Genomic DNA, 22,570 nt, shown 5'->3' with positions numbered 1-22,570 from the left:
AACATGATTACATCATTTGAAGCATCGTTAAATCAGATATCGGTACATAAAGTAGGCAATAAAGCGCAAGACGAATACATGGTTTTATCTGAACAGCCTTTGGGTATTGAAGATGAAATGCTTAAAAACCTGTTGATGACCTATTTTCTGAAGCCATTCGAAAAAGTAAACGAGGTTTATCGATTTACACATGCCACAGATGATCTGGCGCTGAACGAAATTTACCACTTCGCAAAAAAAGCTTTCGAAAGTGGAAGCAATTTCCACGACATCAGTCAGCAGATTACCCGCCATCTATACGATGTTTCTACGCATCCAAAAATCAAGGCAGGAGAGGTCTATATCGTCAATTTCGAGTCGGTACAAATTGAAGGCGAACTGCATAAAGCTATCGGTATCTTTAAATCAGAAACCAAAGAAACGTACCTAAAAGTGTACCCAGATGCTGGAGGTTTTTCTTTAAGTTATGAGCAGGAAGCTATTAATATACAGAAACTTGACAAAGGTTGCTTAATCATTAATACCGAAGCAGAAGAAGGTTATAAAGTGCTTGTGATTGATCAAACCAATAAAAGTGGTGAAGCGGTTTATTGGAAGGATGACTTTTTAAAACTTAAAATCCGTAACGACAGTTTTAACCAAACACACAATGTTTTAGGGCTTTATAAAAACTTTGTAACCGAAAAGATAAGTGAAGACTTTGAAATCTCTAAACCCGATAAAATTGATTTGCTCAACAAATCAATGAAGTATTTTAAAGAAAAGGAGAAGTTTGATCTAGAGGAATTTTCTGATGAAGTTATAGGGAATGAAGTGGCTTCTAAATCCTTTAAAAACATGATGAGCAGTTACGAACAAGAGTTCGATACACCTTTAAGTGGTGGTTTTGATATCTCATCACAAGCTGTTAAAAAACAGAACGCTAACTATAAAACCGTTTTAAAACTAGATAAAAACTTCCATGTTTACATTCATGGTGATAGAAGTATGCTAGAGCAAGGTTTTGACGATATAAAAGGTAAAAACTACATTACACTGTTTTACGATAAGGAAGCTTAAATGAAAGCGTAATTTATTCTTAAATTTGCCCCATGTTATTAGAAACACTCGATACCCGTCGTAAGGCATTAACCATAAATTTAGATCAAAATATATACGGCACATTCGCCGAAATAGGTGCAGGGCAAGAGGTAGCAAGAAATTTCTTCACCGCAGGTGCGGCTTCAGGAACCATTGCTAAAACCATGTCGGCTTATGATATGACTTTTAGCAACGAAATTTACGGCGCCGAAGAATCTGGTCGGTATGTTTCTAAATCTCGATTAGAAAAAATGCTAAACCACGAGTTCGAACTTTTGTGCGAGCGTTTACATGGCGTAAAGTACGAAGAACGGAAGTTTTTTTCCTTTGCAGATACGGTAACAACCTTAAATTATAACAAGTCTAATGATCCTCATGGTTGGCTGGGTATTAAATTTCAGTTAGAAGCAGGCGGACCAGCTAATGAGATTATTTTCCACGTTAGATTATTGGATAGTGATGCTACTTTGCAACAAAATATCCTAGGAATTTTGGGCGTAAACCTAGTTTATACAGCATTTTTCCATCATCGAAATACCCAAATGATGATTGAATCTTTGGCTGATAATTTAAGTCCGGGATCTGTAGAGATTGATTTAATTAACGTGAAAGGTCCTGCTTTTGGAAACGTGAGCGAGGTTTTGGTCAATCTTTATTTGATACAGAAAGGTTTTTCCCCAGCGGCGGTTTTTATCCCGGAAATAGGAGTGGTGCAAGCCAAAGATCTAATGTACAAAAAGCATATCATGATTCTGCGTACGCGTTTTAATCAAAAAGCCAAACCAGATTTCGACCTTTTTACTCATGCAGTAACGCAATACAAGTTTCACATGGGGATTAAGGATGTAGATTCGCTAAGTATGGCCGAACTTACGCTAAACAACATGATGGAAACCGCTTCTTTGGAAGACACTGAGTTGTTGCAGCGGGTTTCCAAACGGGCATCAGATATATTAGAAATGGGGCATGCGGTAATTATCTCCAACTTTAACCGACATAATAACTTGGCCAAATACTTGGCTAAATGCAAGCCACAAAGTGTGGGGATTACCACCAGTATTGCAAATCTAAAACACATTTTCCTTTCCGAAAATTACGGAAGCACTTATACCAACGAGCTTTTGGCTTATGTGAGCGACCTGTTTAGTGGCAATGTTAAACTGCTAACTTTTCCTTACAGAGACATTAAAAATAAAAAGATGGTCACTTCTAAAAACCTAGAAGTATCGCCCGAAGCTAAACCGCTTTTTGATTTCTTATTGTTGAATAAGTATATTGTTGATATAGAGGATATTGAGTGGGAGTATAATTGATAATCCAATGCAACATAACAACCTTTTAAAACAACTAGCTTTCATAAAAGAAATTGATAAGTTAAAGTACATTCAACGGAAAACCAGGTTGTTCAACAGCGACAGACACGAGAATGACGCTGAACATAGTTGGCATTTGGCCATGATGACGATTGTATTGGCAACACACTCAAACAAACAGATAGATGTGCTTAAGGTTTTGAAAATGGTTCTCATCCATGACATTGTAGAAATTGATGCTGGTGATACTTTTATTTATGATACCGTAAAAAACCATACAAATACTGCAGAAGAACTTACCGCAGCAAAACGAATTTTCGGACTTTTACCCAAAGAACAAGCGGACGAATTTTTAGCAATTTGGGAGGAGTTTGAAGAAGGAATCACAGATGATGCAAAGTTTGCTAAGTCAATGGATCGATTTGAACCTTTGCTTCAAAACACTTCAAATAATGGGGGCACTTGGGCAGAATTTAATGTGCCCTATCAAAAAGTTTACGATAAGAAAAAAGCAATTAAAGAGGGCTCTACCACAATTTGGAACTATGAATAAAGCTTGATAAACGAAAGTGTAGATAAAGGTTTTTTAATGAAAGAGGTGGATTAATGGCAAACAAAAAACCGTTAAAAACATCAGTTTAACAATACAACTTACCACTTAAAAAAAACAGTAATTTAAGCCACGCATTTGATAAAAAACAATGCTAACCACTTATGAAAATACACCTTACGGTCTTGTATTTAGTGACATTAGCGCTGGTTTTAAGTTCTTGTGCAACTATTCTTAACTCCCGAAAAACAACACTCAACGTATATACAAACCAACCCACACAACTAATTGTTGCTAACGACACTTTAAAAAACACCATTACCAGCCGAACGATAACCGTTGACAGAAACAAAAACGAGTTAAAAATGGTGATTTTCAACGATAGCTTGCAGAAAACTTTAAATATAAAACCGTTCAGTTCTTTGGCTTATTGGGCCAACCTCGGCTTTTATTACGGAATCGGAATGCTGATAGACCGAAACAACCCAAAGCGTTACGGATATCCCAAAATGGTGTATGTAGATCTCGAAGACAATAGAAACGAGTACTTAATTTATATACCCATCAACAGCGTACATGATAATTATTTGAACATTTTAAAATTCACGCCTTAAAACTGTTGGGAATAACTAATCCTGCTTTTGAGCTAAGTTATGAACGAAGAACTGGGCAAAGTTTTTCTACACAACTTATGGTCTCTTACTTGCTACCGCGAACAGTTTGGGACTTTAACAGACCAACTATTATAAACATGAACGGGTTTAGAACTGCGTTAGAAGAAAAATTATACTTTAAAAAATCGGCACCGTTTGGACCGTACCTCGGTTTAGAATTTGATTATTTAACGAGCAGGTACGACGATATCAGAACCTTTAGCACTAGTTACTCTCACCCAGACCAAGTAAGCATAAAAAAAGAAAATTATAGTCTAAATTTTAAGTTTGGTTATCAATTAATAATTAACCGACTTTCTTTTGATTGTTTTATGGGGTTTGGACTGCGATACAAGAACGTTAAGCACTTAAGCACAACCATCACCAACGGCAGCGATGATCGAGAACCACGATATTTCAATATGTTTTACAACTACAGCCGCGAAGGGAAATACACCGTATTAAGTATGCCTCTAAATGTACGGGTAGGGTGGACGTTTTGAGATTTCGATAATAAAATCAAACCATTTGGATCGTCATTTTTTTACATTCTATACAAATCCAAGAAGCTCAATCTTTTTAACTTTGCACAACAAAATCCAGCATGCAGATTAAAAGCGCTTTCAGATCATTTTCCAACCATAATTTTACGTTGTTTTTTTCTGGTCAGCTCGTTTCTAGAATTGGGATGTGGATGCAACGAACAGCTGTTATTTGGTTGATTTACAGTATTACTGACAGTGTGTTTATGGTAGGCGTTGCTACTTTTGCAGAGCAATTTCCTTCCTTTTTGTTTTCAATACGCGGAGGAATAATAGCAGATAAATACAATAAGTACAAAGTTTTAATGATTACGCAGATTCTATCTGCACTGCAAGCGGTGGTGTTAACTATTCTGGCATTTTCTGGCAATTATAACATTACACTTATTCTTTTGTTAAGTGCTTTTTTAGGAGTTGTAAACGCTTACGATATCCCAGTGAGGCAATCTATGATTAACGATATTATTGATAATCGGGAAGATTTATCTAATGCAGTGGCTTTAAACTCCACATTAAATAACCTTGCCCGACTGGCTGGCCCGGCTTTAGCTGGGTTTGTGTTGGCTAAATTTGGCGCAGATTATTGCTTTTTAGCCAACTCGGTGAGCTTTATCGCTGTAATAGGAGCAATTATGGCCATGCATTTACCTCAATATAAAAACCAGGCTTTAAAAAACGAAACTACCGCCAAAACTAATTTTAAAGATGGATGGAATTATCTATTAAAACATCCAGAAATCTCCTATCCTTTAATGATTGCAGCTTTATCCAGCTTATTGGTGCTTCCTTATATCACACTTTTGCCTGTTTATGCAAAAGATATTTTTAAAGGAGGTGCTTCCATATTTGGATGGCTAAACAGCGCAATAGGTATTGGAGCTTTTGTGGGTGCTTTTTACTTGGCTTCCTTAACTAATGTAGCTAATTTCAGAAGAATTCTATTGGTTAACTCCATTATTCTAGGCATCAGTTTACTCTGTTTTGCATATTCAAGCAATCTTTATGTATCGTTGTTTTTTATATTGATAAGTGGGTTTAGTGCAATTATGCAGTCTTCTACCGTGATGACTATTATCCAAAGCGAAAGTGAACCAAAATACCGAGGAAGAATGATCAGTTTTGTAGCGATGGCATTATTCGGAATGTTGCCCTTAGGTAGTTTGTTTGTTGGCTATATTGAACCTATCATCGGAACAACGCATACACTTTTTATAGAAGGCATCGCTGGAATCATTATTGGAATAGCCTTTTATACGAAATTACTCTTAAATAAACTTTAATGAGTGAATGACAGAGTTTTGAATGAATGGCTATCGAAATAAAGTTTGTTCCAAAACTCACTATTTAATCCTCAATCAAATCCCTAATTAACTAAACAAGCCTAACCACCTAACAAACTAAAAACCTAACAAACTAGTTTCTCATATTAATATACTGCAAAGGCTGTCCAAAATCTTCCGTTCTACACAAGGCAATCACAGCCTGTAAATCATCTAGTTTTTTACCGGTAACCCGAACTTGATCTTCCATAATGGAAGCCTGCACCTTTAAACCAGAATCCTTAATTTTCTTCACTACTTTTTTGGCCGCTGTTTGATCAATTCCTTCTTTAACCACAATATCTTTTTTAATCATGTTGCCAGTAACAGAGATATAAGGTTTTTCAAAATCTAAAGCTTTTGGGTCTAAATTCTGCTTTACAAACCTGGAGATAATTGAATCTGTAATAGCTTTCAACCGCATATCATCTTCGGTAACAATCGTTAACACGTTTGTTTTTTTGTCTAATTCTACCGTACTTTTAGAAGTACTAAAATCATAACGGTTCAAAATTTCTTTTTTAGCGTTATTAACGGCATTATCTAACGTTTGGGCGTCTATTTTACTTACGATATCAAAAGAAGGCATGTTTGGAATGTTATTTGTTATATTAAAAAAAATAAAGATAAATCTAAAATTTTAAACCATGGCAACCAAATCTCAGAAAACAAAAGCACCAGAAAAAGGAGTTAGAAAAGCAACCGAGAAACTCGAAATCAGTTTAAGAAAAAAAATAAAAGATTTTGTACTTAGCTTAGGACATGATGCTGAAGAAATTGGCGATGAAATCAAAAAAACTAGTAAAGTTTTAGCGAAAAGATTAAACCGAAAGTTAAAAGAAGCAAAAAGCACCATCAATAAAAAAGTTGATAAAGTTAAAACAACCAAAAAAGAGCTTATTAAAAAAGCAGATTCGAAAGCAGATAAAGTTGTTGAAAAAGCAAAAAAAGAAAATAAAAAGTTAGCTAGAAAAGCAGCGTCTGTTAAAACTATTGATGTTTTACCTGCTTTAAAGAAAGAAATAAAGAAAGAGGTTAAGAAAGCCACTGCTACTGCTAAAACTGTTGCTAAAAAAAAAGCGCCAGTAAAAGCTAGCATCGTTAAACCTCCTGTTGCAAAAAAGAAGGTTGCTGCTAAAGAAACACCAGTTGATAACCAGCAAAATCCACATCCAGAAACGCCAGCTCCTAAAAAGCGTCAACCGGTGGTTAATAGAACTCCAAAATCTGACCCTAAACCACACAACACGGATTTACCGTTAGAAGCTGGACCAAGAAATAAGTACAAAAGAGGATAAATTTCAATTGTTAATATTAAGTTAATAATTAATTGGTCGTATTTTACCACTTTTGATGTTCCGGATCAATTATCCGGAACTTCTTTTTATTTAGATGAATAAAGAAAAACCGCCTTTACTTAACAGAGAAATCAGTTGGTTGTATTTTAATGCTCGAGTTTTGCAAGAAGCTGCTGATCAATCTGTACCCTTAATTGAGCGTATAAAGTTCTTGGCAATTTTCTCCTCAAACCTCGATGAGTTTTACCGTGTAAGAGTTGCGACATTGAACCGGCTGGTTACGGTAGTGAGCAAAACCAAAGATGAGTTAGGTTTTAATCCCAAGAAAATCCTTAACCAAATCAAAAACATCGTTGTAAAGCAAGAAAAAAAATTCAATCTCTTATACGAGCAGATTATTAAAGAACTTGCAGAAAACAAGATTTTTATTTTGAACGACCAGCAGCTTAATGTAAGCAGAGGTATGTTTGTAAAAAAACACTTTCGCGATAAAATACTGCCTGCAATTGTTCCGATTATTATAGATGACCATAAACCTTTTCCAGAACTCCGAGACCGTGTAATCTATTTTTTGGTTAAACTGAGCCAAATCGATAGTAAAAAGAAATGCAAATATGCGCTGATAGAAATACCGGCCACGCTCGAACGTTTTTTGATTTTACCCGATACTCACGACTTAAAATTCATTATTCTTTTAGATGATGTAATCCGCTATTGTTTAGACGAAATATTTTTCGTTTTCGATTATAATAGGGTAGAAGCATACTCTTTACAGGTAACGCGTGATGCCGAATTAGATTTAGATACCAACGTTAGCGATAGATTTATAGAGGCGCTCTCCAAAAGTTTACAGAAGCGTAAAAAGGGAAAGCCAATGCGTCTGCTTTATGATAGCAGCATGCCTATTGAGTTACTAAATTTAGTTGTCAACAAGCTTAACCTGCATTCAGAAAGTCTAATTCCAGGCAATAAATATCACAATTTCAAAGATTTTATTGCTTTCCCCAGCATAGGGTCAGATTTGTTGCGGTATAAAACCATTGTACCGCTTCCGGTAAAAGAACTGAGTGTAAATAAAGGAATGCTGGAGTTGATTAAGAAGAAAGATTACCTGGTAAACTTACCTTATCAGTCTTTCGACTACATTATCCATTTTCTTAGAGAAGCGGCAATTGACCCTCACGTAACTACCATACACATTACACTCTATCGTTTAGCAGAAAACTCAAGAATTATCAATGCCTTGATAAATGCAGCTAGAAACGGTAAAAAAGTGGTTTGTTTAGTAGAACTGAAAGCAAGATTTGATGAACAGGCTAATATTTACTGGACAGGTAAGTTAGAAGAAGAGGGTGTTAACGTAAATTACGGAATCACAGGTTATAAAGTGCATACCAAAATATGCATGGTTACCCGTACAGAAAAAGGAAAAAATACCTATTATGCAAATTTAGCAACGGGTAATTACAATGAAAAAACGGCAAAGCTCTATTGTGACCATAGTTTATTTACGGCACATCCTGGTATTACCAAAGATTTAAGCAAGCTATTCCGCAATATTGAAAACAAAAAAATATCCAAAGATTATGAGCATTTAATTGTTTCGCCAACAGAAACCCGTGAAAAACTGTTCGCTTTTATCGACCGAGAAATTAAAAACGCTAAAGCTAAAAAGAATGCGTACATGATTTTGAAAATGAATTCTTTGGCGGATGAAAAAACCATTAAAAAGCTGTATGATGCCAGTAATGCAGGGGTTCAAATTAAATTGATTATTAGAGGAATGTGCTGTTTAATACCCTCTCAGAAAGGTTTTAGCGAAAATATACAAGTGATTTCTATCATCGATAAGTTTTTAGAACACGCCCGTATCTGGATTTTTGGTAACAATGGCAAAGAAGAAGTGTATTTGCTTTCCGCGGATTTGATGACCCGTAACCTTGATCACCGAATTGAGGTTGGTTTCCCGATTTATGATCCAGTTATCAGACAAGAAATTAAGGAAATGATGGAAATTCAGTTGATGGATAATACCAAAGCTAGAGAGGTCAATAGCCTGAATAATAATAAATACCATAAAACCGGAGTAAAAGTGCCGTACCGTACACAGATTGACACCTATAATTATTTAAAAAACAAAATTCAACAAAATTGACATACGCAGCCATAGATATTGGTTCTAACGCCATCCGACTACTAATTGCATCTATTTTAAATGATAATGGGAAAACCACTTTCAAAAAAACTACGCTAATTCGAGTTCCTTTGAGATTAGGAGATAATGCTTTTGTGGAACACAGAATATCCGAACAAAAATCGGAAGAGCTAATCAAAACCATGAGCGCTTTTAAAAACCTGATGGATGTTTACCATGTGGAGGATTATATGGCCTGCGCAACATCAGCTTTGCGTGAGGCACAAAATGGTCCAGATCTGGTGAAAATTATCAAAGAAAAAGTTGGAATAAACTTGGAGATTGTTGAGGGACAAAGAGAAGCAAATATCATTTACTCTAGCCATATAGACCAGTCTTTTGATTACGATAAAGACTATCTTTATATAGATGTTGGTGGTGGTAGTACCGAATTATCTATTTTTCATGAAGGCAAACCCGTAGCTTCTAAATCATTTAATTTAGGAACCATTAGAATCTTAGATCATCAGGATAAAGCGGAGACTTGGGAGGATTTAAGGCATTGGATTAATACAGAAACCAAAAATTACAAGCATTTAATTGGAATTGGCACCGGCGGAAACATCAATAAGCTTTTTAGATTAGCTGGAGAAAAAGAAGGTAAACCAATGAGTATTCAAAAACTCGAGGCTCAGTCCGATTTTTTAAATGCACACTCCTTAGAAGAACGTATTGTTAAATTAGGTTTAAACCAAGACAGGGCAGACGTAATTATCCCAGCTTGTCATATCTTTTTAACCGTGATGAAAACAGCTGGTATCAAACAAATTCACGTTCCTAAAGTTGGTATGGTAGATGGAATCATCAACCTGTTGATAGAAAAGAATTTTAAGGATTAGGTTTAAAATCAATCAGGCGGATTAAAAACATCCAACTGATTGATTTATAAAAGATTATAGAACCGCGTCTAAATCAGCAATTAAATCATCAATATGCTCTAAGCCAACAGAAACCCTTAATAAATTCTTAGGCGTTTTCGTATCGGGTCCTTCAACCGAGTAACGGTGTTCAATCAAACTCTCTACACCGCCTAAACTGGTAGCCTGCGTAAATATCTTTAACGAATTAACTACGCTGTGCGCTTTTTCTTCACCATCTTTCAATAAAAAGGATAACATCCCGCCAAAAGAAAGCATCTGCTTTTGTGCTAGTTCATGTTGTGGATGTGATTTTAAACCTGGATAAAAAACAGCTTCCACAGCCGGATGATTTTCTAAATAATTAGCTAGCATTGTAGCATTTTCAACATGGCCACGCATACGGTAAGGCAAAGTTTTAATTCCTCTGGTCACCAAATAACAATCAAAAGGAGAGGGGATTGCACCACCATAACTTTGTACAATTCTTATCTTTTTCCATAAATCAGTATCTTCTTTGGTGATTAAAGCGCCTCCAGACACATCGCTGTGGCCATTTAAAAATTTCGTCGTAGAATGCATTACCATATCAGCACCTAAATCCAAAGGTTTCTGGCAAATAGGAGAAGCAAAAGTATTATCAATTACAAAAGTAATTTGATGTTCCTTAGCGATATGAGCTATGGCCCCGATATCGCAAAGTTTCATTAATGGATTCGATGGCGTTTCCGCCCAAATCAGTTTTGTTTCGCGTTTAATCGTGTTAAAAATGAGTTCAACGTCTGTAAAATCAATAAAATCAAAAGTTAAAATACCTTTGAACATTAATTTTAATTGATTGCGTAATCCATGGTACATATCATCTGGGCAAATGATATGACTACCTGGTTCTAAAGCTTGAAAAACCGACATCCCCGCGGCATTACCAGACGCAAACGCACAAGCATCAACTCCGTTTTCTAACTTCGTTAATACCGACTCAAGCGCTTGTCTATTAGGGTTTTCTGCTCTTGAATACATATAGCCACCCGGATAATCGCCTTGCGGCCCTCGTAAAAACGTGGTCGAAAGGGTTATAGGTTGTACAACAGCGCCAGTGCTTTTGTCAGATTCATTTCCGGCGTGGATGGCTAATGTTTCAATTTTCATTTTTTTTGATTTATCCAAAACTAATACATTCACACTTGTTTTACATTATTTAAACCTAATTAAATGGGCTTTTTGCTATTTTTGACAAAATTCTAATAGATAATGAATTCAACCCATCAGATTGAGACTTTATTAGCCGATAAAAATTTAAGTGATAACCATAGAGCCATCGCCCAAAAGGTAAAAAACGGAGAACGTATCACTTTCGACGAAGGTGTTTATTTATTCGAAAAGGGAGAGCTCTCATACCTTGGTGTTTTAGCAAATTACATCAGAGAAAAACGTCATGGAGATCATACGTATTTCAATAGAAATTTCCACATAGAACCTACCAATCTTTGCGTTTACGATTGCAAATTTTGCTCGTATTCTGTTTTAATCAAAGAACGAAGTGATGGCTGGGAATACTCTATAGATGAGATGCTTAACATTGTAAAATCTTATGATAATCAACCCGTAACAGAAGCGCATATTGTTGGTGGAGTTTTACCACAATACGATTTAGAATTTTATTCCAGCTTGTTCTCTGCAATTAAAAAACATCGCCCCGAGTTGCATGTAAAAGCTTTGACGCCTGTAGAGTATCATTACATATTTAAAAAGGCGAAAGTTGATTACGCAACCGGGATGAAAATGATGAAGGAAGCGGGCTTAGAATCTATGCCAGGCGGAGGCGCAGAAATTTTTGATCCAGAAATTAGAAATAAAATAGCCAAAGACAAGTGTAATGCCGAGCAATGGCTACAGATACATGAAGAATGGCATAAGTTAGGAATGCGCTCAAACGCAACCATGCTTTACGGTCATATCGAAAACTTTACGCATCGTGTAGATCATTTGGAACAATTAAGGCAACTGCAGGATAAAACTGGTGGTTTCCAAACTTTTATTCCTTTAAAGTTCAGAAACAAAGACAACCAAATGTCTGATGTGCCAGAATCATCTGTGGTGGAAGATTTAAGAAATTATGCCATATCACGTATTTACCTTGACAATTTCGATCATATTAAGGCTTATTGGGCAATGATCAGTCGTAACACCGCACAGCTGTCCTTAAGTTTTGGTGTGGATGATATTGATGGTACTTTAGACGATACCACCAAGATTTATAGCATGGCTGGGGCCGAAGAACAGCATCCCGCAATGAGCACAAAGGATTTGGTGAAACTGATAAAAGCAGTTGGCAGAAGACCGATTGAACGAGATACACTTTATAATGTAGTTACAGATTTTCAGGATGTGGAGTTTGAAGACGATATAAAACCGAGATATTACGCATTACCTGTCTTAAAATAATTCATGAGCGACACACAGATTAAAAGATTATACATCATCAGACACGGTGAAACAGAATTAAACAAACAAAAAATTGTACAGGGACGCGGGATAGATGCAGATTTAAACGATACAGGAAGGGCACAAGCCGAAGCATTTTATCAATATTACAAGGATGTTCCGTTTGATAAAGTGTATACCTCCAAACTGAAAAGAACCCACCAGACCGTAATTAAATTTATAAAAAGCGGGCTTCCTTGGGAGCAATTAGCAGGTTTGGATGAGGTTGCTTGGGGAAATTATGAAGGTGAGAAACATTCGCCAGAATTGGATATAAACTTCACAAAACTTATTACATCGTGGGCATCTGGAGATTATGACAATAAAGCTGTAGGAGGGGAGAGCCCAAATGAGGTTCACGTTAGGCAAGTGGAGGCAATGGATAAAATTCTATCACATCAAAACGAAAAAACTGTGCTTATCTGTATGCATGGCAGAGCTTTACGATTATTAATGTGTGGCTTAATTAACCAACCGTTCAAAAACATGGACGAGTTTCCACATCAAAATACATCTTTGTATGTTTTAGATTATAATGGTAAAGATTTCGCAATAGAAGAGTTCAACAGCTTAGCGCATTTACAACAACAATTATGATTAAGATTTCGGCAGTAAGCTATACCAACACCATTCCGTTTATATATGGTTTACAGCACCATAATGTTAAAAAAAGTATTGATTTAAGTTTAGATATCCCTGCAGTTTGTGCAGAGAAATTGATAGAAGATAAAGTAGATATTGGTTTAATTCCCGTTGCGGCTATTTTAGATTTACCAGAAGCTCATATCATTTCCGATTATTGCATTGGTGCGAATGGAGCGGTAAATTCCGTTTTTATTTTTAGCAATTGCCCAATTAAAGATATTAAATATCTACAGTTAGATCCACAATCTAAATCATCAAACAACTTAGCAATGGTTTTATTGAAAAACCATTGGAAAGTAGAGCCTGAGTTTGTTTATAAAGCAAAAGAATACGGACGTTCTCCGCATCCTAAAACAGCTTTTGTACAAATTGGCGACCGTACTTTTGGTAAAATCGATAAGCATTCTTATGTATATGACTTAGCCAAGGTTTGGAAAGATTTTACAGGCTTAGAATTTGTTTTTGCGGCCTGGGTAAGCAATAAAAAACTCAACGAGACTTTTATCAGTCAACTAAATGAAGCCTTAAAGTTTGGTTTGGATAATCGTTTAAAGATTTTCGAAAACATGGAAATGCGCTCGGATTTTGATTTGGTTGATTATCTGATGCACAAAATTGATTATCGTTTGACGGCAAGCAAGAAAGAAGCACTGACTTTATTTCACAAGTTGATGAAAGAACTTTAAAGTCGGTTGCTTTAAATCTCAATATTATTTACGTCCAATAAAGCAAAAGAGGATGTTATCTCAAATCTTACTTAACATAATATTAATTATAAGACAAGTATTACATATAAGATATTATGGCTATTTAGAGAACTTGAATGTTTTTTATAAGTTATTCCCAGACAGATTTGCGCAGAAATACGGGTGGTAAAATAAATCTTCCTAGAAAGTTTGTTCTAGGAAGATTTATAATAATATTATATTCTTTTAACGTTGACTGCGTTCATTCCTTTAAGACCTTTTTCAAGCTCAAAGCTCACTTTATCACCTTCACGAACTTCTTCGGTTAAACCGTTAACATGCACAAAGTATTTTTCTTGTGTACCGTCTTCACGGATAAATCCAAAGCCTTTTTGGTCGTTAAAGAAATCTATTTTTCCTTTTTTAGGAAGTGTTAAATCTTCAGCTTCTTGCTTTGGAACACCAATTTCAATTGTACTTGCGTCAATCTCTTTTTTCTTACGAATTGGATCTGGTGGTGTATCTGTGATGTTGCCATATTCATCCACATAAGCCATCATGTTTTCTAAACTACCGCCCGGAGAACTTTCCTTACGCTCTTCTTTCTTTTGCTGTTTTTCTTGTCTCTTTTTTAAACGCTTTTTTTCATTCTCTTTTTTACTGAAAGTTTCTTGTGATCTACCCATTGATTATTTTTGTTTTTTTAAAATCTATTTTCCATCAAAGCATAAAATCAAGCTAATGAAATTCAATTTGTCTATTGATATTGTCAATAATGAAATTGAAAGGAATTGCAAATAAGCGAGATTTAAAACACCAATAATCATGGTTTTGGTTGCTTCAACCGATTTAAAAATTTCGCTAAAGGATTTGAAATGCTTTTGAATTTTACAAAGATAGCATTTTAACACGATATTAATAATATTGTCATGGTAAATTATTGCTTTCCGTTAATTTGATTTTACTCAGGGTAATAAGGTTCAAAATTAGTATACAGAACATTAACCAGCCCAAGCCTGCAATATAACCCGCTAAAATATCAGATGGGTAATGCACACCTAAGTAAACCCTACTAACGCCAATTAACCCCGTAATAAGTATACAAAGCAAAATGATTCCATACTTTAACCATGTTTTTTTAATCAGGATAAAACTTAAGTAAACAATAAATCCATAAAAAGTAATGGCGCTCATGGCGTGGCCACTCGGGAAACTGTAAAATTCCGCGAATACCAAATGCCCAGCTTCTGGCGGACGTTGCCTTTCAATCGTGTTTTTTAATATTATATTTAAACCCGATGATAACAAAAGAACAATCGTAATCTCTAACGATAAACGCCAGTTTTTTCTGATAACGAAAAAAATCGTTAAGATTGGGATAATTAATAAATAGCCGACTAAATTACCTATAAAAGTGGCGCTCAGCATAATCTGACTTATCACTGGACTTCTAAAAGCTACGATATTATTGATTATAACGTTATCAAAAACCTTTAAGTCATCTTCAGCAAGCTCTTCCGTTAACCCATAAAAACAAATTATTGCAGCCATCATCAATACAGATGCTATAATAATAGTACTGAATTCCGGAACTAACTTGTAATCGTTAATATAGGTTTTAAAAAGTTCTCTGTATTTTTTCAAATAAAAAGCGGTATTTATATGGACTCTATCTTTTCAAAATTAATTTTCAAATCACGTTCCAAATCAGCAATCTTATTAAGCTCTGATGGCGCAACAAAGGCAATTGAGAAACCTTCTCGCCCTGCCCTTGCAGTTCTACCACTTCTGTGTGTATAATACTCCAGCTGATCTGGTAATTGATAATGCAATACGTAAGCCAGATTATCAACATCAATACCTCTAGCAGAGATATCCGTAGCTATTAAAATCTGTAATCTTTTAGATTTAAACAAACGCATCACACGATCCCTGTCTCGCTGACCCAAATCACCATGAATAGCTTCGGCTTTAATATTTTTGGTTTGTAATTGCTTTTCTAAAGTTTGTGTCCCAGCTTTGGTTCTACAAAAAATAATTCCTCGCTTCTCCCCTTGCGCTTTCAGAAATCTAGACAGCACATCAACTTTATCCTTAATATCAGCGATTAGATATTTATGCGAAATAGCCTCGTTAACAACATTATCTTTTGAAACCGTTACTGTAAAAGCATCATCGTCCATAAATTCATCGATAATTTCTTTTAAAGCGATAGGCATTGTGGCAGAAAACAACCACGTATTGCTCTTTTTAGAATTTGTATAGCCTAAAATCTTGTCGACATCGGCTTTAAATCCCATACTTAGCATCTCATCGGCCTCGTCTAACACAACGGTTTTTACGTTTTCTAAATTGATGGCGTTACGCTCTAACAAATCTATCAATCTACCTGGCGTAGATACTACAATGTGTGTTGCTCTGCGTAACCTACTGATCTGTAAATCAATTTTTTCTCCGCCGTAAACTGCTTCTGTAAAAATCTTTTTATCAGCATATTTGGTGAATTTAAAAAGCTGTTTTGCAATCTGTTGGGCAAGTTCTCTAGTTGGGCTGATAATTAAAGCCTGTATTTGCTTTAAATCTGGATTTACTTGTTGTAAAATAGGTAAACCGAATGCTACAGTTTTACCGGTACCTGTCTGTGCCTGTCCAATAAAGTCTTTTCCTTCTGCCTGTAATAAAAAAGGAATCGCTTTTTGCTGAATCTCAGTAGGTATTTGTATGTTGTTTTCTGTTAACGCTTTGATGAATTGCTCATCAATGCCCAGTTCTTGGAAATTACTCAATGTTATATATTTTAAAACACAAAGGTATTAAATAAAAATAGCTTAGTTTTTAATTAAAATCGAACAGGGCTTTATTATAAAAATGGCTTATTTTTACATTAGTTTATGAAAAAAACAAACCCTATTGATGATTTTAGAAATTTCATGTTCACCCAGTACTTTTCTGATGGCGTTAAAGTCACTTTAGGCGTACTTCTCCCCTCTTTGGCTTTTTTTCAATTCGGCATGATTGAAACAGGCATCACACTTTCTTTAGGTGCGCTCTGTGTAAGTATTGCCGATACACCTGGGCCGTGGTTGCACCGTAAAAATGGGATGCTGGTATGCAGTCTTTTTATTTTTTTTACTGCACTTTTAACGGTATCTATAAATACCAACGTTTATTTTGTAGCCGTAGAGATTTTTCTCTTGTGTTTTTTGTTTTCGATGTTTTACCTCTACGGAAGCAGGGCCGCATCTGTTGGTACGGCCGCCTTATTGATTATGGCTTTGGGTATCATCCCTGGAAAAACGTCTATAAAACCTTTTGAACATTCGTTTTTAGTATTAGGTGGTGGTATCTGGTATTTTTTATTGAGTACACTTTTCTCTACCCTTAGGCCTTATCGCTATGCCCAGCACACATTGGGCGAAAGTATTAGCGAAGTTGGTAAGTATATGCGCTTAAGAGCAAGGTTTTACGGCAATGAAGTTTCTGTGGAAGATAACTTTAAAGCTTTGGTTGACCAGCAGGTTAAAGTGAGCGAACTGCAGGATAACGTTAGGGATGCTTTGTTTAAAACGCGAGAACTGATGAACGAATCAACAAATGCTGGGCGTTTAATGGTTCAGATGTTTGTGGATACGGTAGATATTTTTGAGCAGACTATGGCTACCCATAACGATTACAACTCGATTAGAGATAGGTTTAGTGGTTTAGATATATTACCGGCATTTGCCATTACGATAGAAAAAGTTGCAGATGAAATTGAATACATTGGCTTCTGCCTTATTCATCAACAGAAACCTACTGAGAGGTATCTTTCAATAAGTGATTTAGATAAACTTAAAGCAAAGATCGATGAATTGGAACAGCAAGGCAATTCGATGTTGATTCTGAAAAAGATTTTAATCAATCTTAGAAATATCTACAATAAAACAGCAGATATTGCTAATTACTTTGATAAGGAAACGATGGTAACAAAGCGAAATACTGCAGAGCTATCACGGTTTGTAAGTCACCAAAGCTTTGATTGGAAGATTTTTAAAAATAATTTAAATTTCGATTCTGGCATTTTTAAATACTCTTTAAGACTTGCTATTATATGTTTAGTAGGTTTTTTTGTTGGTAAGCTATTTTCTTTAGGACATCACAGCTATTGGATTATTTTAACCATTCTAGTGATTATGAAACCTGGTTTTAGTAGCACAAAGCAACGGAATTACGAACGGGTAATTGGAACCGTTATAGGCGGTATTTTAGGCGCCCTAATTCTGATGATTGTAAAAGATGAAACTGCAAGATTTGTGATTTTGCTTGCATTTATGTTAGCAACATATAGCATTATTAGAATAAAGTATGTGTTAGGTGTAATATTTATGACACCGTTTATACTCATTCTCTTCAGTTTTCTTAATGCTGCAAATAACACTACAGAAATTGCCAGTGAGCGTATCATTGATACTTTGATTGGTTCATTTTTAGCGATTGTATCTAGCTATATTTTGTTTCCAGATTGGGAATCAACACAGTTTAAGCAGTTTTTACCTAAAATGATTAAAGCTAATCTTAACTATTTCGAACATATTATTTTGCGGCAGTCTTTATTACCAACCAGTGTTACCGAATATAAACTAGCCCGCAAAAACGTTTACGTAAATACAGCCAATTTAGCTGGTGCTTTTCAGCGGATGATGCAGGAACCCAAAAGCAAACAACACCATATCAAAGAAATTCACAAGTTTGTGGTACTTAACCATATTTTGTCTTCTTATTTGGCAAATCTTTCTGCAAATTTCAATGAAAGCTCGTCCACAATAAATTCTGAACAATTAAAACTGATTAGAAAAACACGTTTTTATTTGGAGGAAGCGATAGAAAAGATAGATAGCAAAACTGATGGCAGTACGCAAACGAAATTGCACATTCATTTATCTGATAAAGAAAACGACTCACAGGTTACTGAACAGCTAGAATTGATCACCAATTTATCTGCAGAGATATCAAAAATAAGTGAGAAGATATAATTAGAAACATTGTAAAAGGTTTAATGGAGTATGTGCCAAAAAAAATAGTTTGGCGAATCAAAATCCAGTTATTTAAGTGGGTAAAAGCCTCTTATTTTATGGTACATTTCATTTGCATCAAAAGGTTTGTAAATATAATCTGCCATTCCACAAGCGTTAACTTCTGCTAAAATCTCCTTAGAAATTGATGCTGTGAACGCGATAATAACTGTATCCTTATTTACACTTTCTTTATCGTTTTTGATTGTTTTAGAAGCCAAATAGCCATCTACAAGAGGCATATGTAAATCCATCAATATAATATCAAACTTACGTTCACTGGCCATCTCAATAGCTTGCTGTCCGTTTTCGGCAAAGGCCGGTTCATTTTTCCACTTAGAAAAAACCTTTTTGACCAATACCCTATTCATCAAGTTATCTTCTGCAACCAAAATTTTCAGGTCGCTAATATCCTTATCAACAATAATTTCTAAACTAGGTCTTGTAGTTACCTTCTCTAGTTTTGGATGGTATTTAAAGGCTATGTCAAACCAAAATGTTGAGCCTTGTTGCATCTCGCTCTGCAAATTAATTTGACTTTTAAAAAGCGTTAGCAATTGTTTAACTATAGATAAACCCAAGCCGGTACCTCCGAAACCTCGGGTAATGCTATTGGATGCTTGGCTAAAAGGCTCAAAAATAACCGACTGTTTATCCTTACTAATTCCTATTCCGCTGTCTTTGATAAGGAAACGGATGGTTATTTTATCTGCTTGTTTTTTGAGAATTTCTAACTTTAAAACTACCTCGCCAACGGAAGTAAATTTTATCGCATTACCTACTAGATTATAAACAATTTGAGTGATCCGTGTTGGGTCCGTCAAAACATCATAATTATCTATTTCTTCATCTATCTCCAATTTTAAATCAATATGCTTATCTGCTGCTTGAAAATGTAAGCCCGAACAAGCAGTACGAAGTAGTTTAGATAAATCAACGTTAATGGTTTCTAAAGATAGTTTTGAAGATTCTAGTTTGTTATAATCAAGAATGTCATTGATGATATTTAGAAGTGTGTTGGCAGAAAACTTTAAATCTCTCAGATTCTCTGCTTGGTGCGGTTCGTAACGATCTGCGAGTAATAAGTCTGTGGTGCCAATTACGGTATTCAAAGGCGTCCGTAACTCATGAGACATCGTAGAAAGAAAATTAGATTTAACATTTGCTCCATCATTTGCTTTTTGAATTGCAATTTTGAGTTGGATATTTAAATCTTCTTTTTCACTTAACGTTTTCACGAATGATTCGTAAAATAAGTATGGAATATAAATTATGGTTATAAAGTTAATAAACACAATAATTTCGTAGCCAGGTGAGGCCAGTGCACCTAAACCGCCCGTACTACTAAAATCGTAACCGAGAGCCAAGGAAACAAGAACAGGGATGGTTACTAATAGAGAATAAAAAATCCCGAACCGAGAGTTGAGTATATAAAAGCTGGATAAAATTATTGTAAATACAAACTGTACCGTAATAAGATTAACGGACTTTGCAGTTAAAAACAAATTGGTATAAACCAATACCAACCCCACTACAATGATTGTGTGTGTTATGGGTCTAAAAGGTATGATTTTTTTTAGAAAGCAATAGAAAAGTATAATGTAAACAAATACATATGCTAATCCCCTTACAAACTGAATATACTGGTCAAAATAAGCAGCCACACTAATGGCTATTGTACCTTTGATAAAGGTCAATATAAACACGGTGAAAAGTATCTTGTGTTTAGCTTTTAAAAAAGAATCTTCCTGATCTTCAAATAAATCATTTAAAGAAAAATTAAACAACGAAATCTTTGATTTCATAAAACAAAATATAGGCTTTTAACTTAACCAAAAATGAATACCCATGTTTTACGTTAACGTTAAACTAAAAGTTTTAATTATTTACAGTTAACCTTCCTTTAATACAGTATACAAACTGCTTCCGGCAGCTAATAATTCTTGCGTAATGTTCTTTGTGTACTCTGTAATTTCGGCTTTAAAATCTTTTACCGATGCGCCCGATCGAATTTCTTCTAATCTTTTTTCCCACTGCCCAGTTAATTCAGCTTGTGCAATTTTTTTGTTTTTAACCACATCATAAACCGCTAAACCTTTTTTGCTAGGTACAAGGTTTTTCTTCTCTCGCCCAATATATTCTCGTTTGATCAAGGTTTCAATGATAGACGCTCTGGTTGCAGGAGTTCCTAATCCACTTTCTTTCATTGCGTATCTAAGTTCTTCATCTTCAATATCTTTTCCGCATGTTTCTAAAGCTTTAAGTAAAGTTGCTTCCGTAAATAATGGTTTGGGTTTGGTTTGTTTTTCTAATACCGCTTTATTGGTAATTGCTAAACTTTCGCCTTTGGTAACTTTTGGCAAAGTAGCATTATCATCGTCTTTCTTCTCCTCGTCGTTATCGTTAAAAACAGAACGCCAACCAGCAGATCGAATCACGGTTCCGTTGGCAACAAAATCAGAACCCGAGTTGATGGTGATTTTGGTAGTATCTTTTAAACACTCTTGATGAAACGCTTCTAGCATTCGCCCTACAACCATATCGTAAACCGCTTGTCGGTCTGATGATAATTGCCCTGCAGGCTCGCCGGTAGGTAAAACGGCGTGATGGTCTGTTACCTTTTTTGCATTTACACTCCTTTTATTGAGTTTATTCTCCATTAAAAAGGCTGCATCTTTCCCAAATAATGGATGATTGGTAAATTTTGAAATCAACCCAGGAACGGTCGCATAAACATCGTCACCAATAAAACGGCTACCAGTACGCGGATAAGTCACTAATTTGCTTTCATACAAATTTTGTAAAATTCCAAGTGTTTGATCAGCAGTGTAGCCTTTCTTTTTATTTGCTTCTTGCTGTAAACTGCTTAAATCATGTAACAAAGGTGGAGTTTCTTTTTTTGCCTTCGCTTCTACATTTACAATCAAACCACCTTGTTGATGTCCGCTAGCCAAATCTAAAACCTGCGATAAAACGGCTTCTGCTGCTTCCCTACTCTTAAAATTCTTGGGAGAAATTGCCCTGAATAAGCTTTCTTCTTTTTTTAACTGGATAGCAACTTGGAAATAAATCTCAGGAATAAAATTTTTTGTTTCTATATAACGACTGCAGATCATAGCTAAAGTGGGTGTTTGCACTCTGCCTAAAGATAGAACCGATCTATTTCCTGCAGAAATACTTAAAGCCTGCGTGGCATTCATCCCAACCAACCAATCAGATTCTGATCTGCAATGCGCAGAATTGAATAGCGTATCATAATCGGTACCTGGTTTTAAATTCCTGAAGCCTTCTTTAATGGCTTGATCCGTTTGCGAAGAGATCCAAAGTCGGCGAAATGGCTTTTTACATTTCAAATAATAGTAGATATACCTAAAAATAAGCTCTCCCTCCCGCCCCGCATCGGTTGCTACAATAATCTCTGTACATTCATCAAAAAGATATTTAATTACATCTAACTGTTTCCTAACCGCAGGGTCCTCAACCACACCATCTTTTGTTTTTATTTTTCTAACAGCCAGCTTAAACTTTTGCGGTAGCATGGGTAAATTTTGCTTTTTCCAGCCGTAGAAACCATAATCTTGCGGTGGTGCTAACTGTAGTAAATGACCAAAGGCCCAGGTAAACGAATAACCTTTTCCTTCGATATAACCTACTTTCTTATTAGTTGCTCCAAACACTTTGGCTAACTCACGAGCAACTGATGGCTTTTCGGCAATAATTACTTTCATTTATATTTAAATAGGATATTCTTAATTTTATAAAGCTATTTTTAGTTGAAACGACTTCTAAATTAGGCTATTTTTTCGCGTAACACATCCCAAAATCTGCTAAAAGAACTAACAATTATCAACCTTTAAATTTTGGATTATTTAACCTGCTGAAAATCAATAGTTATTTC

At 35.4% G+C, this 22,570-nt stretch carries 20 protein-coding genes; 13 read left to right on the top strand and 7 right to left on the bottom strand.

The window, feature by feature from the left end; all coding sequences use genetic code 11:
- The first annotated feature begins 3 nt into the window (after positions 1-3).
- From B176_RS0107535 to B176_RS0107510, 6 genes are all read left to right on the top strand, one after another.
- The gene (locus B176_RS0107535) at positions 4-1,059 is read left to right on the top strand and encodes a nucleoid-associated protein (RefSeq protein ID WP_017258186.1); all 1,056 of its coding nucleotides are present in this window, start codon (positions 4-6) and stop codon (positions 1,057-1,059) included.
- 32 nt (positions 1,060-1,091) lie between these two features.
- Entirely contained in the window at positions 1,092-2,393 is a 1,302-nt protein-coding gene (locus tag B176_RS0107530) for a hypothetical protein (RefSeq protein WP_017258185.1), read from the top strand.
- Positions 2,394-2,400: 7 nt separating this feature from the next.
- Positions 2,401-2,946 (top strand): HD domain-containing protein, encoded by a 546-nt coding sequence (locus B176_RS0107525; RefSeq protein ID WP_017258184.1) that lies wholly within the window; start codon positions 2,401-2,403, stop codon positions 2,944-2,946.
- Between the two features lie 161 nt (positions 2,947-3,107).
- Positions 3,108-3,557 carry a hypothetical protein gene (locus tag B176_RS0107520; RefSeq protein ID WP_017258183.1) on the top strand — a complete coding sequence of 150 codons (450 nt, stop codon included), beginning with the start codon at positions 3,108-3,110 and terminating at the stop codon, positions 3,555-3,557.
- A gap of 5 nt (positions 3,558-3,562) precedes the next feature.
- Positions 3,563-4,099, top strand: a complete 537-nt coding sequence (locus tag B176_RS19190) for a hypothetical protein (protein ID WP_017258182.1) — start codon at positions 3,563-3,565, stop codon at positions 4,097-4,099.
- 101 nt (positions 4,100-4,200) lie between these two features.
- Positions 4,201-5,418 (top strand): MFS transporter, encoded by a 1,218-nt coding sequence (locus B176_RS0107510; RefSeq protein ID WP_017258181.1) that lies wholly within the window; start codon positions 4,201-4,203, stop codon positions 5,416-5,418.
- A gap of 133 nt (positions 5,419-5,551) precedes the next feature.
- Here B176_RS0107510 and B176_RS0107505 read toward each other — a convergent pair whose 3' ends face one another.
- Complete coding sequence (locus tag B176_RS0107505) at positions 5,552-6,046, bottom strand: YajQ family cyclic di-GMP-binding protein (RefSeq protein WP_017258180.1); 495 nt, start codon at positions 6,044-6,046, stop codon at positions 5,552-5,554.
- Positions 6,047-6,104: 58 nt separating this feature from the next.
- Between B176_RS0107505 and B176_RS20210 the strand changes: the two genes are divergently transcribed.
- The 3 genes from B176_RS20210 (at position 6,105) to B176_RS0107490 (ending at position 9,788) form a co-directional block, all read left to right on the top strand.
- Positions 6,105-6,755: a hypothetical protein gene (locus tag B176_RS20210; protein ID WP_017258179.1), complete on the top strand. Its 651-nt coding sequence runs from the start codon at positions 6,105-6,107 to the stop codon at positions 6,753-6,755.
- A gap of 94 nt (positions 6,756-6,849) precedes the next feature.
- Positions 6,850-8,910, top strand: coding sequence for a polyphosphate kinase 1 (gene ppk1 / locus B176_RS0107495; RefSeq protein WP_017258178.1), 2,061 nt, complete (start codon positions 6,850-6,852; stop codon positions 8,908-8,910).
- The gene (locus B176_RS0107490; protein WP_017258177.1) at positions 8,907-9,788 is read left to right on the top strand and encodes a Ppx/GppA phosphatase family protein; all 882 of its coding nucleotides are present in this window, start codon (positions 8,907-8,909) and stop codon (positions 9,786-9,788) included. Before ppk1 ends, B176_RS0107490 begins: the two co-directional genes overlap by 4 nt.
- 54 nt (positions 9,789-9,842) lie before the next feature.
- Here B176_RS0107490 and B176_RS0107485 read toward each other — a convergent pair whose 3' ends face one another.
- A complete protein-coding gene (locus B176_RS0107485; protein ID WP_026063215.1) occupies positions 9,843-10,955 on the bottom strand; it encodes a trans-sulfuration enzyme family protein in 1,113 nt (370 codons plus the stop codon).
- 102 nt (positions 10,956-11,057) lie between these two features.
- On the opposite strand from B176_RS0107485, the gene mqnE reads away from it, so the two are divergent.
- The 3 genes from mqnE to B176_RS0107470 are packed head-to-tail and all read left to right on the top strand — an operon-like array spanning position 11,058 to position 13,621.
- Positions 11,058-12,251, top strand: a complete 1,194-nt coding sequence (gene mqnE / locus B176_RS0107480; RefSeq protein ID WP_017258175.1) for an aminofutalosine synthase MqnE — start codon at positions 11,058-11,060, stop codon at positions 12,249-12,251.
- A gap of 3 nt (positions 12,252-12,254) precedes the next feature.
- The gene (locus B176_RS0107475; RefSeq protein WP_017258174.1) at positions 12,255-12,887 is read left to right on the top strand and encodes a histidine phosphatase family protein; all 633 of its coding nucleotides are present in this window, start codon (positions 12,255-12,257) and stop codon (positions 12,885-12,887) included.
- Positions 12,884-13,621, top strand: a complete 738-nt coding sequence (locus tag B176_RS0107470; RefSeq protein ID WP_017258173.1) for a menaquinone biosynthetic enzyme MqnA/MqnD family protein — start codon at positions 12,884-12,886, stop codon at positions 13,619-13,621. The genes B176_RS0107475 and B176_RS0107470 overlap by 4 nt, the downstream gene beginning before the upstream one ends.
- 236 nt (positions 13,622-13,857) lie before the next feature.
- Here the strand turns inward: B176_RS0107470 and B176_RS0107465 are convergent, their stop codons facing one another.
- The 3 genes from B176_RS0107465 to B176_RS0107455 form a co-directional block, all read right to left on the bottom strand.
- Positions 13,858-14,307, bottom strand: a complete 450-nt coding sequence (locus B176_RS0107465) for a cold-shock protein (protein ID WP_017258172.1) — start codon at positions 14,305-14,307, stop codon at positions 13,858-13,860.
- A gap of 241 nt (positions 14,308-14,548) precedes the next feature.
- A complete protein-coding gene (locus B176_RS0107460) occupies positions 14,549-15,265 on the bottom strand; it encodes a phosphatase PAP2 family protein (protein ID WP_017258171.1) in 717 nt (238 codons plus the stop codon).
- 14 nt (positions 15,266-15,279) lie between these two features.
- Positions 15,280-16,407 (bottom strand): DEAD/DEAH box helicase, encoded by a 1,128-nt coding sequence (locus tag B176_RS0107455; RefSeq protein WP_017258170.1) that lies wholly within the window; start codon positions 16,405-16,407, stop codon positions 15,280-15,282.
- A 105-nt stretch (positions 16,408-16,512) separates the two neighbouring features.
- Here B176_RS0107455 and B176_RS0107450 point away from each other — a divergent pair, with 105 nt between their 5' ends.
- Entirely contained in the window at positions 16,513-18,633 is a 2,121-nt protein-coding gene (locus B176_RS0107450; RefSeq protein ID WP_017258169.1) for an FUSC family protein, read from the top strand.
- A 68-nt stretch (positions 18,634-18,701) separates the two neighbouring features.
- Here B176_RS0107450 and B176_RS20205 read toward each other — a convergent pair whose 3' ends face one another.
- Positions 18,702-20,477, bottom strand: coding sequence for an ATP-binding protein (locus B176_RS20205; protein WP_017258168.1), 1,776 nt, complete (start codon positions 20,475-20,477; stop codon positions 18,702-18,704).
- A gap of 87 nt (positions 20,478-20,564) precedes the next feature.
- Positions 20,565-22,400 carry a DNA topoisomerase 3 gene (locus B176_RS0107440; RefSeq protein ID WP_017258167.1) on the bottom strand — a complete coding sequence of 612 codons (1,836 nt, stop codon included), beginning with the start codon at positions 22,398-22,400 and terminating at the stop codon, positions 20,565-20,567.
- Positions 22,401-22,570: the final 170 nt, after the last annotated feature.

It is taken from the genome of Pedobacter arcticus A12, from assembly GCF_000302595.1.
GTDB classification, from domain to species: domain Bacteria; phylum Bacteroidota; class Bacteroidia; order Sphingobacteriales; family Sphingobacteriaceae; genus Pseudopedobacter; species Pseudopedobacter arcticus.
Note: the sequence above shows the minus strand (reverse complement) of the source record. Positions and strands in the feature narration are given on the sequence as shown.